The sequence below is a fragment of the Streptomyces sp. NPDC091649 genome (assembly GCF_044756785.1).
Classification (GTDB): Bacteria; Actinomycetota; Actinomycetes; order Streptomycetales; family Streptomycetaceae; genus Streptomyces.
Window position 1 is genome coordinate 256151 of sequence record NZ_JBIVTR010000009.1, and the last position, 14373, is coordinate 270523.

13 protein-coding genes and 1 pseudogene are annotated in these 14373 nt (G+C 73.4%); 3 read left to right on the plus strand and 11 right to left on the minus strand.

From position 1 onward, the window contains the following. Window positions 1–36: 36 nt before the first annotated feature. From ACIQMU_RS18145 to ACIQMU_RS18155, 3 genes are all read right to left on the minus strand, one after another. The gene (locus ACIQMU_RS18145) at window positions 37–342 is read right to left on the minus strand and encodes an AzlD domain-containing protein (RefSeq protein ID WP_352241888.1); all 306 of its coding nucleotides are present in this window, start codon (window positions 340–342) and stop codon (window positions 37–39) included. Next, a complete protein-coding gene (locus ACIQMU_RS18150) occupies window positions 339–1154 on the minus strand; it encodes an AzlC family ABC transporter permease (RefSeq protein ID WP_402689207.1) in 816 nt (271 codons plus the stop codon). The genes ACIQMU_RS18145 and ACIQMU_RS18150 overlap by 4 nt, the downstream gene beginning before the upstream one ends. A gap of 206 nt (window positions 1155–1360) precedes the next feature. Continuing rightward, the gene (locus ACIQMU_RS18155) at window positions 1361–2251 is read right to left on the minus strand and encodes an AraC family transcriptional regulator (RefSeq protein ID WP_352241886.1); all 891 of its coding nucleotides are present in this window, start codon (window positions 2249–2251) and stop codon (window positions 1361–1363) included. Between the two features lie 102 nt (window positions 2252–2353). Here ACIQMU_RS18155 and ACIQMU_RS18160 point away from each other — a divergent pair, with 102 nt between their 5' ends. The 3 genes and pseudogenes from ACIQMU_RS18160 to ACIQMU_RS18170 form a co-directional block, all read left to right on the plus strand. Next, window positions 2354–7042 carry a DEAD/DEAH box helicase gene (locus ACIQMU_RS18160; protein ID WP_402689208.1) on the plus strand — a complete coding sequence of 1563 codons (4689 nt, stop codon included), beginning with the start codon at window positions 2354–2356 and terminating at the stop codon, window positions 7040–7042. A gap of 171 nt (window positions 7043–7213) precedes the next feature. Next, window positions 7214–8074 (plus strand): Fpg/Nei family DNA glycosylase, encoded by an 861-nt coding sequence (locus tag ACIQMU_RS18165; protein WP_402689209.1) that lies wholly within the window; start codon window positions 7214–7216, stop codon window positions 8072–8074. Further along, window positions 8075–8612, plus strand: a pseudogene (locus ACIQMU_RS18170) (SDR family NAD(P)-dependent oxidoreductase); the annotation flags it as partial. Here ACIQMU_RS18170 and ACIQMU_RS18175 read toward each other — a convergent pair. The 8 genes from ACIQMU_RS18175 to ACIQMU_RS18210 all read right to left on the minus strand — a co-directional run bounded on the left by ACIQMU_RS18175 (window position 8563) and on the right by ACIQMU_RS18210 (window position 14246). After that, a complete protein-coding gene (locus ACIQMU_RS18175) occupies window positions 8563–8871 on the minus strand; it encodes a hypothetical protein (RefSeq protein WP_352241883.1) in 309 nt (102 codons plus the stop codon). The pseudogene ACIQMU_RS18170 and the gene ACIQMU_RS18175 sit on opposite strands and share 50 nt — an antisense overlap. A 158-nt stretch (window positions 8872–9029) precedes the next feature. Next, window positions 9030–9206, minus strand: a complete 177-nt coding sequence (locus ACIQMU_RS18180; RefSeq protein WP_352242007.1) for a CsbD family protein — start codon at window positions 9204–9206, stop codon at window positions 9030–9032. Between the two features lie 59 nt (window positions 9207–9265). Next, a complete protein-coding gene (locus ACIQMU_RS18185) occupies window positions 9266–9736 on the minus strand; it encodes a DNA starvation/stationary phase protection protein (protein WP_352241882.1) in 471 nt (156 codons plus the stop codon). 240 nt (window positions 9737–9976) lie between these two features. After that, window positions 9977–10360: a helix-turn-helix domain-containing protein gene (locus tag ACIQMU_RS18190; RefSeq protein WP_003965837.1), complete on the minus strand. Its 384-nt coding sequence runs from the start codon at window positions 10358–10360 to the stop codon at window positions 9977–9979. Window positions 10361–10454: 94 nt separating this feature from the next. Further along, a complete protein-coding gene (locus ACIQMU_RS18195) occupies window positions 10455–10979 on the minus strand; it encodes a CinA family protein (RefSeq protein ID WP_402689210.1) in 525 nt (174 codons plus the stop codon). After that, window positions 10976–11797 carry a CDP-diacylglycerol--glycerol-3-phosphate 3-phosphatidyltransferase gene (gene pgsA, locus ACIQMU_RS18200; protein WP_352241880.1) on the minus strand — a complete coding sequence of 274 codons (822 nt, stop codon included), beginning with the start codon at window positions 11795–11797 and terminating at the stop codon, window positions 10976–10978. The genes ACIQMU_RS18195 and pgsA overlap by 4 nt, the downstream gene beginning before the upstream one ends. Further along, entirely contained in the window at window positions 11794–13275 is a 1482-nt protein-coding gene (gene rimO, locus ACIQMU_RS18205) for a 30S ribosomal protein S12 methylthiotransferase RimO (protein WP_352241879.1), read from the minus strand. The genes pgsA and rimO overlap by 4 nt, the downstream gene beginning before the upstream one ends. Before the next feature lie 173 nt (window positions 13276–13448). Next, window positions 13449–14246, minus strand: a complete 798-nt coding sequence (locus tag ACIQMU_RS18210) for a helix-turn-helix domain-containing protein (protein ID WP_402689211.1) — start codon at window positions 14244–14246, stop codon at window positions 13449–13451. Between the last annotated feature and the right edge of the window lie 127 nt (window positions 14247–14373).

Consider the following 14373-nt stretch of genomic DNA (forward strand, 5'->3'; position numbering starts at 1 on the left):
CGCCGCACGCCTGCGCTTCCGGGCCGCTCGACTCGCTCAGGCCAGTGCGCGGACGCCCGCCGTGACCAGAACGCCCGCACCGACGACCACCAGGAAGGGAGCGCGCAGGGCCAGGGCCAGCGCCGCCGTCCCGAGGCCGGCGGCACGGGCGTCGAGGACGAGCTGCTGGCCGTCGCTGAAGGTCTGCTGGGCGGTGAGAGCCGCCAGCAGCGCCACGGGCAGCAGGGCGGCCATCCGCTGGACGAGCGGTCGCTCCAGTACGCCCGCGGGCACCAGCAGGCCCAGGAGCTTGGCGAGATAGCAGCCCGCCACGGTCAGTCCGATGGCGATCCAGACGTTCATGAGTGCCGCTCCCCCTTCTTCCGCTGTGCCGCCGCGCCGACCTCGGCGTCCGGTCCCCGCTTCGTCCGCCCCGTGAGGAAGAGGACGACGGGGGCCGCGAGCGCCGACAGCAGGACGGGTACGCCCGCCGGCAGGACGGGCAGCAGGGTCAGGGCCAGCACGACGGCCAGCCCCGCCGTGACGCGTTCGACGGTGCTCTTGAGCATCGGCGCGAGCAGCGCCAGGAACACGGCGGGACTCGCCGCGTCCAGGCCCCACGCGTCGGTGTCGCCCAGTGCCTCGGCGCCCAGGGCGCCCACCAGGGTCGTGAGGTTCCACAGCACGTACAGGGTGAGTCCGGTGACGGTGAACCCGATGCGCGCGGCCCGGCGGGTCGGCTGCGGCAGCGTGACCGCGGTCGTCTCGTCGATGACCCAGTGGGCGGCGAAGGGCCGTACCGCACGGGGAAGGGCGAGGAGCTGGGAGAGCCGCAGGCCGTAGAAGGCGTTCCGGACGCCCAGGAAGAACGCTCCGGCCGCCGCGGTGTAGGGATTGCCGCCCGCGGCCAGCGCGCCGACCAGGGCGAACTGCGAGGCGCCGGTGAAGACGAGAAGACTCAGGACGCAGGTCTGGAGCAGGCTGAGGCCGGAGCCGGCGGAGGTGACGCCGAAGGCGAAGCCGGAGAGCCCGACGGCGATGCCCACGCCGAGCGCGTCCCGGACGACGGCCGCGTCCGGCTTGTCCGGTCGGGCCTCGGGCGCCGGGCCGGGTGGGCCGGCGGATATGGTGCCGGTCGCGCCGGCGCTCTCTGGGAGTGCTGTCTGTTCTGCCACGCCCGGAACGCTACGGGGCTCGTCCGGGCCGGGTCTTGTACGTTCTTGCGCACTCGCCGGGACGTTCTCGCGCCCTCGCCGGGACCTTCCCGTGCTCCGGCCGGGGCCTTCTCGTGCTCCCGCCGGGGCCTTCAGGCGCCCTCGCCGACACGCGCGGCCCTCCACTGGCACGTTCTCGTACCGTCACCGTCGCGCGCCCCCGCCCCTCACCGGCGCGCTCCCGCTCCCTCGCCGGCACGCCCCCGCCCATCACCGCCGGGTCGCGGCACGCCGCGCTCGCGCTGGTAGGCGCCGGGCGGCACGCCCACGATGCGGGTGAAGTGGCGATTGAGGTGCGGCTGGTCGGTGAAGCCGACGGCGATCGCGGCCTCCGCGGGGCCCACACCGGTGTCGAGCAGGCGGCGCGCCCTGCGCACCCGGGCGTCGGTGAGCCACGTATGGGGAGGCATTCCGTACTCCTTCTTGAAGGCCCTCAGCAGCGCGAACGGGCCGGTACCCAGCTCGGCGGCGAGCGTCTCCAGCGTGGGCGGGGCGGCCATGCGCTCCTCCAGCGCGGCGCGGGCGCGCGCGGCTCCGCGTGCGCCCGCGGCGGGCGTGGCCAGTCCGGGCAACGGGCTGCCGTGGCGGCTGAGGAGCCGGGTGACCAGGATCCGCAGCAGGCTGTCGGCCGCCAGCGCGTTCGCTTCCTCCGCCGCCCGGTGCACCTCGGTGATCAGCCGGGCGGCGTGGGGGTCGGTCACCCGGCTCTCGGCGAAGCCGACCGTGCCGCGCAGCGACGTCACCTCGGCGGCGATGCCGTCGATGACCCGGGCCGATGGGTAGAGCGTGGCGTACGCCCAGCCCTCGGGCGCCCCGGAGCGGGCGGTGTGCGGCACCTCCGGGTTGATCATCACGACGGTGCCGGGAACCGCGTGGACCGTACCGCCCGGCAGCCCCACGTCTTCCACCCCGCCGGTGACCGCTCCGAGGACATAGCCCTCGTGGCTGTGGCGGGGGAAGGTGTGGCGGACGTACCGGGCGCGCAGCAGGTCGAGGTCGGGCAGCGCGGCGTACTGCCAGTGCCGTGCCCACTCCGCCGTGCCGTCCGGTCCCGCCATGGGCCCATTCTCGCAGGTCCCGGTCGTGCGTCGCCGGGTGAGCGGGTCTCGGCGGGCGCGGTCACCGGCCCGTTGTCAGTGCCGGGGTGCACGATGGGGGACATGACCGGATCGGCGCTCGACGCGTTCTCGCCCGCGACCCGCAGTTGGTTTGCCGGGGCCTTCACCGCGCCCACTGCGGCGCAGGAAGGCGCCTGGCGGGCCATCGGGGAGGGCAGCGACGTCCTGGTCGTCGCGCCGACGGGTTCGGGCAAGACCCTGGCCGCGTTCCTGGCCTCGCTGGACCGGCTCGCCGCCGAGCCGCCGCCCGCCGAGGCCAAGAAGCGCTGCCGCGTGCTGTACGTGTCCCCGCTCAAGGCCCTCGCGGTCGACGTCGAGCGCAACCTCCGCTCGCCGCTGACCGGCATGCGCCAGGAGTCGGTGCGCCTGGGGCTGCCCGAGCCGGAGGTGCGGGTCGGTATCCGGTCCGGGGACACCCCGCCCGCCGAGCGGCGCTCCATGGTGACCAGACCGCCGGACATCCTTATCACCACGCCCGAGTCGCTGTTCCTGATGCTGACGTCCTCCGCCCGGGAGGCGCTGTCCGGCGTGGAGACGGTGATCCTCGACGAGGTGCACGCGGTCGCCGGGACGAAGCGCGGCGCCCACCTCGCCCTGTCCCTGGAGCGTCTCGACGAGCTGCTGCCGCGACCCGCCCGGCGCATCGGCCTGTCCGCGACGGTCCGGCCGGTCGACGAGGTCGCCCGCTTCCTGTCGCCTCAGCGCAAGGTGGAGATCGTCCAGCCCCGGTCCACCAAGGAGTTCGACCTCTCCGTCGTCGTCCCGGTCGAGGATCTCGGCGAGCTGGGCGGCTCCCCCGCCACGGGCGGCGACTCCGGGCAGGCGGACAAGCCCTCGATCTGGCCGCATGTCGAGGAGCGCATCGCCGATCTCGTGCAGTCACACCGCTCCACCATCGTCTTCGCCAACTCCCGGCGGCTGGCGGAGCGCCTGTGCAACCGGCTGAACGAGATCGCGTACGAGCGGGCGACCGGCACCGCGTTCGACCCCGACAACCCGGCCCCCGCCCTCCCGGAGGCGCACGCCCCCGCCGAGGTCATGGCCCAGTCCGGCGCGGGCCGGGGCGCCCCCGCCCTGTTGGCCCGCGCCCACCACGGCTCGGTCTCCAAGGAGCAGCGGGCCCAGGTCGAGGAGGATCTCAAGGCGGGTCGGCTCCCCGCCGTGGTCGCCACCTCCAGCCTGGAGCTCGGCATCGACATGGGCGCGGTCGACCTGGTGATCCAGGTGGAGTCCCCGCCCTCCGTCGCCTCCGGCCTCCAGCGGGTGGGCCGGGCCGGGCACCAGGTGGGCGCGGTCTCCACGGGAGTGGTCTTCCCGAAGTACCGCGGCGATCTGGTGCAGGCCGCCGTCGTCACCGAGCGGATGCGCGAGGGTGCCATCGAGGCGCTCCGCATCCCGTCCAACCCGCTGGACGTCCTGGCCCAGCAGCTGGTCGCCATGGTGGCCCTGGACAGCTGGCAGGCCGACGACCTGCTGTCCCTGGTCCGGCGGGCCGCCCCGTTCGCCTCGCTCCCCGAGTCGGCGTTCACCGCCGTGCTCGACATGCTCGCCGGACGCTACCCCTCCGACGCCTTCGCGGAGCTGCGTCCCCGCGTGGTGTGGGACCGGGTCGGGGGCGCGGTCACCGGCCGCCCCGGCGCGCAGCGGCTCGCCGTCACCTCGGGCGGCACCATTCCCGACCGGGGGCTCTTCGGAGTCTTCCTGGCCGGGGCCGACCCGAAGAAGGGCGGCGGCCGGGTCGGCGAGCTGGACGAGGAGATGGTCTACGAGTCCCGCGTCGGCGATGTCTTCACCCTGGGCACCACGTCCTGGCGGATCGAGGACATCACCCGGGACCGGGTCCTCGTCTCGCCCGCCCCGGGCGTTCCGGGCCGGCTGCCGTTCTGGAAGGGCGACCAACTGGGCCGCCCGCTGGAGCTCGGCCGCGCCCTGGGGGCCTTCCTCCGCGAGATCGGCGGCCTGTCCGAGGAGGACGCCCGGCTGCGCCTGCTGACCGCCGGGCTCGACGCCTGGGCGGCGGGCAACATCCTGGCCTATCTCGACGAGCAGCGCCGGGCGTGCGGCCACGTTCCGGACGACCGGACGATCCTGGTCGAGCGGTTCCGGGACGAGCTGGGCGACTGGCGGGTCGTCGTGCACTCCCCGTTCGGCGCCCAGGTGCACGCACCGTGGGCGCTCGCCCTCTCCGCGCGCCTCGGTGAGCGATACGGCATGGACGCCCAGGTCATGCACGCCGACGACGGCATCGTGCTGCGGCTGCCCGACGCGGACATGATGGGCTTGGAGCTGTTCGACTTCGACGCTCCGGGGGCCCCGGGCGCCGGGAACGGCGAAGCGGTGGTTCCGGGAGGCGCGCCGTACGACGGCGACCAGCCCCCGGTGGCGGCCGCCGACGTCGTCTTCGACCAGGGCGAGGTCCAGCAGATCGTCACCGACCAGGTGGGCGGATCGGCCCTGTTCGCCGCCCGCTTCCGGGAGTGCGCCGCGCGCGCCCTGCTGCTGCCCCGGCGCTCCCCCGGCAAGCGCACCCCGCTCTGGCAGCAGCGGCAGCGGGCCTCCCAGCTGCTCCAGGTCGCCTCGGAGTTCGGCTCGTTCCCGATCGTCCTGGAGGCCGTGCGCGAATGCCTCCAGGACGTGTTCGACGTCCCCGGACTCACGGAGCTCATGGGCGACCTGGAGGCACGCCGGGTCCGGCTGGTCGAGGTGACCACCCAGGAACCCTCCCCGTTCGCCCGCTCGCTCCTCTTCGGTTACGTGGCCCAGTTCCTGTACGAGGGCGACTCGCCGCTCGCCGAGCGGCGTGCCGCCGCCCTCTCCCTGGACTCCCATCTCCTCGCCGAGCTGCTGGGCCGGGCGGAGCTGCGCGAACTCCTCGACCCCGAGGTCCTCACCGAGCTGGAACGGGAGCTGCAGTGGCTCACCGAGGACCGGCGGATCAAGGACATCGAGGGGGTCGCCGACCTGCTGCGCGTGCTCGGTCCGCTCACGGACGCCGAGCTGGCCGAGCGGGGCGCGGAACCATCCTGGGCGCCGGAGCTGGAGTCGGCCCGCCGGGCGATCCGGGTCCGGATCGCCGGGGCCGGTCACTGGGCGGCGATCGAGGACGCGGGACGGCTGCGCAACGCCCTGGGGACCGCGCTTCCGGTCGGCGTTCCCGAGGCGTTCACCGAGCCGGTGAAGGACCCGCTCGGCGATCTCCTCGCCCGGTTCGCTCGGACGCACGGCCCGTTCACCGCCGCCCGGGCCGCCGAGCGCTTCGGTCTCGGCACCGCCGTCACCGACGGCGCGCTGCAACGGCTGTCGGCCTCCGGCAGGACCGTTCAGGGCGAATTCCATCCGGCGGGCATCGGCCAGGAGTGGTGCGACGCCACGGTGCTGCGTCGGCTCCGCCGCCGGTCGCTGGCGGCGCTCCGCCAGGAGCTGGAGCCGGTGCCGCCCGAGGCCCTCGCCTCTTTCCTCCCCCAGTGGCAGCACTTCGGCTCCAACAGCCTGCGGGGCATCGACGGGCTGGCCCGGGCCGTCGAGCAGCTCCAGGGCGCGCCCGTACCCGCCTCGGCACTGGAGAAGCTGATCCTGCCGAGCCGGGTCACGGGATACGCCCCCGCGATGCTCGACGAGCTGACGACCACGGGCGAGGTCGTCTGGGCCGGGGCGGGGGCGCTGCCCGGCAAGGACGGCTGGGTCTCCCTCTACCTCGCCGACAGCGCGCCTCTCCTGCTGCCTCCCGCGCACCCGCTGGAGCTGTCGTCGCTCCACGAGTCCGCGCTCACCACGCTCACCGGCGGATACGGCCTCTTCTTCCGCCAGATCGCCGACCAGATCCGGGCCACGACCCATCCGGACTGCACGGACCAGCAGCTGGCCGACGCCCTGTGGGACCTGGCCTGGTCCGGGCGGCTCACCAACGACACCCTGGCCCCGCTGCGATCGCTCCTGGGCTCGGGGCGGACGGCGGGCTCCACCGCCCACCGCTCCCGGCGCAGCGTCCCGCGCGGGCGCTACGGCTCGCTCACCGCCGCCGCCCGCCCCGCGTCCCGCACCGGCCCTCCGACCGTCTCGGGCCGCTGGTCCCTGCTGCCCCCGGCCGAACCGGAACCGACCCACCGCGCCCACGCCCTGGCCCGGACCCTCCTCGACCGGCACGGCGTGGTGACCCGCGGCGCGGTGCAGGCCGAGGGCGTGGAGGGCGGCTTCTCCGCGACGTACCGCGTCCTGGCCGCCTTCGAGGACAACGGGCAGGCGCGCCGCGGTTACGTGGTCGAAGGGCTGGGGGCCGCCCAGTTCGCGATGGACGGTGCGGTGGACCGCCTGCGGGCTGCCTCCACGGCGCGTGACCGCCGGGATCCGGGCTCCGACCCGCAGGCCCTGGTGCTCGCCGCGGCCGACCCCGCCAACGCCTACGGCGCGGCCCTGCCGTGGCCGGAGCCCCCGGACGGCGCCGGACACAAGCCGGGGCGCAAGGCGGGGGCGCTGGTGGTCCTCGTCGACGGCGAGCTGACGCTCTACGTGGAGCGTGGCGGCAAGACCCTCCTGGCCTGGCCGTCCGACCCCGAGGCCCCCGCCCTGCGAGCGGCGGCCGAGGCCCTGGCCGCCTCGGCCCGCGTCGGCGCGCTGGGCACGGTGACGGTGGAGCGGACGAACGGAGTCTCCTCCCTCTCCTCGCCGCTGGGCCGGACACTGGAGGCGGCCGGATTCCTCGCCACTCCGAGAGGGCTGCGTCTGCGCGCCTGATCCGAGGCCGGGCGGCCCCGGCCCGGCCCGTCGCCGTGCGCACCCGGCCCGCCAACGCCGGACCTGCCGCCACCCGGTCCGCCCCTCGCCCGGTCCACCGGCGTCCCTCACCCGAGCCCTCCGCGGCCCCGGGCCGGCGCACGGGAGGCCCGGCACGTCCATCATGGAGGCATGCCCGAGGGAGACACCGTCCTGCAGACCGCCGCCCGGTTGCACCAGGCGCTGGCGGGACGCGTGCTGACCCGGTCGGACCTGCGCGTCCCCCGGTTCGCCACCGCCGACCTCACCGGCCGGACCGTCCTGGACGTCACCGCGCGCGGCAAGCACCTGCTGACCCGCGTCGAGGGCGGTCTGACCCTGCACAGCCACCTCCGGATGGACGGCGCCTGGCGGGTCTTCGCCCCGGACGAACCCTGGCGCGGCGGCCCCGGACACCAGATCCGCGCGATCCTCGCCAACGCCGAGCACACCGCGGTCGGCTACCGACTTCCCGTACTGGAGCTGCTGCGCACCAGTGAGGAGAGCCGGGCCGTGGGCCATCTGGGGCCGGATCCGCTGGGCCCCGACTGGGACCCCGGCCTCGCCCTGGACCGACTGCTCGCCGCACCGGAGCGCCCCGTCGGCGACGCTCTCCTGGACCAGCGCAATCTGACGGGCATCGGCAACGTCTACAAGTGCGAGCTGTGCTTCCTGGCCCGCGTCACCCCGTGGCTGCCCGTGGGCGCCCTCCCCGACGGCGTGCTCACCCGGCTCGTCACTCTGACCGAGCGCCTGCTGCACGCCAACCGGGACCGTCCGGCCCGCACCACGACGATCGCCTCCGAACTGCGCACACCGCCGAGCCCCGCCCCGGACGCGGCGGCCCCCGGCCGTCCACGCGCCCGTCCGCCCGTCCGCGTACAGGAGCGGCTGTTCGTCTACGGGCGGGCCCGTCGCCCGTGTCTGCGCTGCGGCGCCCCGATCCGCTCGGCCGACCAGGACGGCCGGCCCACCTACTGGTGTCCCGGCTGCCAGTCGGGACCGACCCCCTAATTGACGGGCCGTCAGATTCGGTCGCACGGTCCCGTCACGCCTCTCTCCGCGTACGACCTCACGGGGCGCGCCGCGTTCGTCACCGGTGCGGCGAGCGGCATCGGGCGGGCGGGCGCCCTGCTGCTCGCGCGGGCCGGGGCGACCGTGCACCGCGCCGACCGCGACGGGACAGGTCCGCGCCGGGCTCACTGATCACGATGGCGTCCGGCGCCGTGGACTCCGCGAGCGCGGGCCTGCTCTGCCACAGCGCATCCAAGGCCGCGGTGGCGCAGCTCACGAAGACGCTCGCCACGGAGCTGGGGCCGCACGCCATACGGGTGAACGCCGTCGCGCCGGGCCGGATCCGTACACCGATGACCGACCGGCACGACGAGGAGGGCCGCCGTCGGGCGGAGGCGACCATGACCGGATCTCCCCCCGGGGCGGGCGGTGCGCCCGAGGACGTCGCCCCTACCGTGCCGCACCTGGGGCCTCGGACCCCTCGGCCTTCATGACCGGTCAGATCCTCCGGCCGAACGGCGGCGTCGCCATGCCCTGGCAGTCCGCCGCCTCGCCCGCAGGCCCGCTGGACGCGAGGGCGGCACAGGACGCCGCGAGCCGTACGGACCCGACGAATCTCGCGGACGCGGCGGCACCACCACCGACGCGACATGGACGGGCAGCAGACTGAGCCCCCAGCCACCCGCGGCCACCGCCCCCTCCACGAGTCCCGCCTGCTCCGGGCGCAGCAGCAGCCGGAGCACCGCCCACCACCACAACCCGCCGAGGACCAGCGCCGGCATCCATCGCCGCTCCATCGCTGCCTCCTGCGGCCGACGTCCTTTCCGGCAGTTTCCCCTGGCAGCGGCGGCGGTGCATCCAGAACGTCCGGCCGGAGGGCCACCCACGCAGCAGCGCCCCCGCCGTCACGGCGGGGGCGCTGCAACCCATGGGCGGGCGCCGAAGGCAGCCCGGGCTATCTGTCGTCGTCCCTGCGGAGGGAGTCCTTGACGCCCTTCGCGCGTTCGCCGGCCTCGTCCGCCGCCCCCTTGGCCTTGCCCTTGGTCTGGTCGGCCTTGCCCTCGGCCTCCTTGCGGCGGTCGCCGGTCAGCTTGCCGACCGCTTCCTTGCCCTTGCCCTTGAGCTTGTCCATGGCACTGTCATCACTCACGATGTCGCTCCCTTTCGCTCGGACGTCTGCCGGGGCGCCGGTCAGGCGCTCTCGGCCTGGAACATCCAGGCGTGCTTTTCGAGGTCTGCCGTCAGTCCGATCAGCAGATCCTGGGTGATGGGGTCCGGCTCGTCGGTCGCCTCGATGCGCTCCCGCATGCGGCCGATGACCACGCCCAGCGCGTCCACCAGGATCCGCACGGCGTCGACGTCCTTGATCCAGCCCTCGGGCACGGATGCGAGAGCCGTCTCCTTGGCCACCGTGCCGGAGCGCCCGTCCGGGTTGACCCCGACCGCCGAGGCACGCTCGGCCACCGTGTCGGAGTGCTGCCGGGCCGTGACGACGACGTCGTCGAGTTGGAGGTGCACGGAGCGGAAGCGCGGACCGACCACGTTCCAATGGACCTGTTTGGCCACCAGGGAGAGGTCGACGAGATCGACCAGAGCGCCTTGGAGCGCTGCCCCCACGACCTTCAGATCACCTTCGGACAACGTGCTCTTGACCACAGACATGTGCGCTACTCCCATCCGTCAGCCGTTTCACTGACCGCTTCGGTGCATCACCCACGATGGCACATATGAAGCAAAACGGTCATGTGGGCCTTGTCCTCCGTGTGCCCACTGAACGGCGGCTCACACACGGGACACGCGGCACTCATCGCTCACAGGGGGTTTCGGGCGTCACGCGGAAGTCCCGGCCCGCCCCCTCAAGGGGCCGGCCGGGACTCCGGACGAGCTATGGTGCCGCGCGAATCAGGCGGCGACGACGTCCACCGCTTCCGCGGGCGCCTTGATGGTCACCCGGCCCGACGGCACACCTGCGACCGACGAGACGGAGACGGAGTTGAGCATGGGACGAACCGGTACTGGGACCGGATCGCTGGCAGCTGCCGACTCGGCCAGCTCAGCGAGCGAGAGTTCGTCGCTCACCTCACGCATGAGCTCGGACATCCGTACGTCAAGCGCGTCGCAAATCGCGGAGAGCAGCTCGGAGGATGCCTCCTTCTGCCCCCGCTCCACCTCGGAGAGATAACCGAGCGAGACCCGGGCGGACGAGGAGACTTCGCGCAGAGTACGGCCTTGGCGCTGGCGCTGCCGACGCAGCACGTCACCCAACAGGCGACGGAGCAGAATCATCGGTGGCTCCCTCCTCGGACCGCGTAGCCGCATCCTTCACGCCCTACCGTACCGCCTTGTGCTGCGGCCGTGCGGGGAGCGATGTCGTGTTCACTCAGGGCTGCAAACATCCATTCCCCCCGTTGTGTTCCGTATCCTGTGCCCGCGCATTCTCGCCGAGTTCGTTCGCGAGCAGTCCGAGGACGCTTCGCACACTCTCACTACGGATATCCGCTCTCTCACCATTCAATCGCAGAGCCGACACTTTCTCGACGCCGGAGGGCCCGGCGACGGCGACGTAGACAGTGCCCACCGGCTGCCCGTCCTGCGGCGCGGGCCCGGCCACTCCCGTGGTGGAGACGCCCCAGTCGGCGTCGAAGACCCGGCGCACCCCGGCGGCCATCCGCAACGCGACCTCGGGGTCCACGGCGCCGCGCTCCCCCAGAAGAGTCCCGTCGACGCCCAGGACATCCCGCTTCACGGAGGTGGCGTACGCCGTCACCGACCCCCGGAAGGAGCAGGAGGCGCCGGGTACGGAGGTCAGCTCGGCGGCGACCAGGCCGCCCGTCAGCGATTCGGCGACGGCCAGCGTCTCGCCCCGCGCTCCGAGAAGCCGGAGCACCCGGGCAGCGGCTGTCACCGCTCGGCCTCCGCGGCGTCGCGCGCCTCGGCGGTACCGCGTGCGTCCGTCACACCGGCCACGGCTCCCGCGGCCGGACCGGCGCCCGCGGCGGTGCCGGAGGGCGTCCGAGCGGTGCCCGGGGATGTCTGACGGGCCTCCGCCGCCTCGGCGGCCCGCTGGGCCGCGGCGACGCGCTCGGCGGCGAGGCCCTTGCGGCGCAGGACGACGGCCTGGCGTACGTAATCGAGTCCGGTGACGACCGTCAGCACGACGGCGACCATCATCACCCAGAAACGCAAGGTCGCCAGGGGCCCGGTGAGCGCCAGGACGTACATCCCGGCCGCCGTCCCCTGCGCGAGCGTCTTCAGCTTGCCGCCCCTGCTGGCGGGGATCACCGCGTGCCGGATCACCCAGAACCGCATCAGCGTGATGCCCAGCTCACGGGCGAGGATGACTCCGGTGATCCACCACGGCAGGTCGCCCAGAACGGACAGGGAGACCAGCGCCGCGCCCATGATCGCCTTGTCGGCGATGGGGTCCGCGATCTTCCCGAAGTCGGTGACCAGGTTGTACGCCCGTGCCAGATGACCGTCGAAGAGGTCGGTGATCATCGCTACGGCGAAGGCCGCCCAGGCGAAGGCGCGCCAGACCGGGTCGTGGCCGCCGTCGTGGAACAGCAGCAGGACGAAGCCGGGCACGAGCAGCAGCCGCACCATGGTCAGGATGTTGGCGATGTTCCACAGGCCGGCCTGGTTGACGGCCGCAGTGCCCAGCTTGCCGCCGCGGACCGGCTTCGCGCCGGAGCCGCCTGCCGCGGATGCCGGGGCTCCGGTCATCTGGCTACCTCCGCACGCTCGTGGTGTTCGGCCACCAGGTCGACGCCCTCGGTGCCCACTGCCTTTGCCTCGACCATACGGCCCGGCACGAGTCCCTCGCGTGTGGTGAAGACCACCTGGCCATCGGTTTCGGGGGCCTGGTGTGCCGCGCGCCCGGTCGCGACCTCGCCGTCCTCCTCCGACTCCACGGACTCCACCAGCACCTGGAGGGTTTCGCCGACGCGCTCCTCGGCCCGCTGCGAGGTCAGCTCCTCGGCCAGCCGGGAGATGTGGGCGAGGCGTTCGGCGACGACCTCGGGGTCGAGCTTGTCCCCGTAACCGGCTGCCTCGGTGCCCTCCTCGTCGGAGTACCCGAAGACGCCGATCGCGTCGAGGCGGGCGCCGGTGAGGAAGCGTTCCAGCTCGGCGAGGTCCGCCTCCGTCTCGCCGGGGAAACCGACGATGAAGTTGGAGCGGGCTCCGGCTTCGGGCGCCTTGTTCCGGATGGTGTCCAGAAGCTCCAGGAAGCGGTCGGTGTCGCCGAAGCGGCGCATCGCGCGCAGTACGCCCGGGGCGGAGTGCTGGAAGGAGAGGTCGAAGTACGGGGCGACCTTCGGCGTCGAGGTGAGGACGTCGATGAGGCCCGGGCGCATCTCGGCGGGCTGGAGGTAGCTGACCCGGATCCGCTCGATGCCGTCCACGTCGGCCAGCTCGGGCAGCAGGGTCTCCAGGAGGCGGATGTCGCCGAGGTCCTTGCCGTAGGAGGTGTTGTTCTCGGAGACGAGCATGACCTCCTTGACACCCTGTTCGGCCAGCCAGCGGGTCTCCTGGAGCACGTCGGAGGGACGCCGGGAGATGAACGAACCGCGGAAGGAGGGGATGGCGCAGAAGGAGCAGCGGCGGTCGCAGCCGGAGGCGAGCTTCACCGAGGCGACGGGGCTGGTGCCGAGCCTGCGGCGCAGCGGTGCCCGCGGCCCGGAGACCGGCGCGACCCCGTCGGGGAGGTCCTCGGGCACGGGGGCGGGCGCCTCCTGGGCGTGCCCGGGCAGCGCCACGGCGGCGTCCTGCCGTTCGGCGGGGCTGATCGGCAGCAGCTTGCGGCGGTCGCGCGGGGTGTGCGAGGCGTGGACGCCGCCGTTGAGGATGGTCTGGAGCCGGTCGGAGATGTCGGCGTAGTCGTCGAATCCGAGCACGCCGTCCGCCTCCGGCAGGGCCTCGGCGAGGTCCTTGCCGTAGCGCTCGGCCATGCAGCCGACGGCGACGACGGCCTGGGTGCGGCTGTGTTCCTTGAGATCGTTGGCTTCGAGCAGGGCGTCGACGGAGTCCTTCTTGGCGGCTTCGACGAACCCACAGGTGTTGACGACTGCGACATCCGCGTCGGAGGCATCCTCGACGAGGTCCCAGCCGTCCGCTGCCAAGCGGCCTGCAAGCTCCTCCGAGTCCACCTCGTTACGGGCGCAGCCAAGAGTGACAAGGGCGACGGTACGGCGTTCGGGCATGGACTCAAGACTACTTTGTCCCGGCGGCCCCCCTGCCGTGCAGGGTTGCCGACGCCGCTCACCGCCCGGTGCCCGCTACGGGGAGTGACAGAGTCCGGGGCGGGGAACGCCGACGGGCGCCCGGCACGAGGCCGGGCGCCCGTCGGGACGCCACGGAGAGCGGAGGCGGCGGATCAGCCGGCCTCGGGATCGCCCTTGGTGTAGGAGAGCCGCTCGACCGGGCCGGGCCCGCGGTCCTCGACCTGCTTGCCGTTGACGAAGAGCTCGATCACTCCGGCGTTGCCGAGGACGAGGTCGATGCGTTCCTTGTCCTGGAAGGTCTTGGACTCACCCGGGAGCAGCAGCCCGCCGAAGAGCAGCCGCCCGTTGTGGTCCTTGGCCGAGATCCAGCTCTCGTCCGTGGTCGCGCTGAGCTTGACCGTGACCTTGTCCCGGGGGGCGGCGGCGATGGCGCTCTCGGACGGCACGGGCTTGGGGTCGGAGGGCTTGGTGACGGTCGGCTTCGCCGCGGTCTTGTCGGGCTTGGAGCCCTCCGCGATCTGTGCGGTGTTCGAGGGTTCGTCCTCACCGCTGAAGAGGGTGAAGCCCACGAACCCGACGACCGCGACGATGGCCGCGACCATGGCGGCGGTCCAGTTGGGCCGCCGAGGTTCGGAGCGGATGCGCTCCGCTTCGAACAGAGGCGCCGCCGGGGTCGGTGCGGGACGGCCGCCGTGATCGGCGTCGTACTCCTCGACCAGCGGTTCCGGATCGAGGCCGACGGCACGGGCGAGCGTGCGGATGTGGCCGCGGGCGTAGACGTCGCCGCCGCAGCGGGAGAAGTCGTCCTGCTCGACCGCGTGCACGATGGGGATGCGCACCCGGGTGGAGCTGCTGACTTCCTCGACCGTCAGACCTGCGGCGATACGAGCCTGCTGAAGGGCACGACCGATCGAAGGCCGGTCGTCTTCGGGGGAGTTGCCGATGGACACGGGGGCGCCTTTCGAGCGTGAGCCACCTGCTGGATGTTCAGTCTAGGGGGGGTACGAAAGGGAGGGGCAACCGGGAGGGACGACTTTGTACGCCATCGGGTTCGCCGGACGGCCCCGCCTCCGGCTC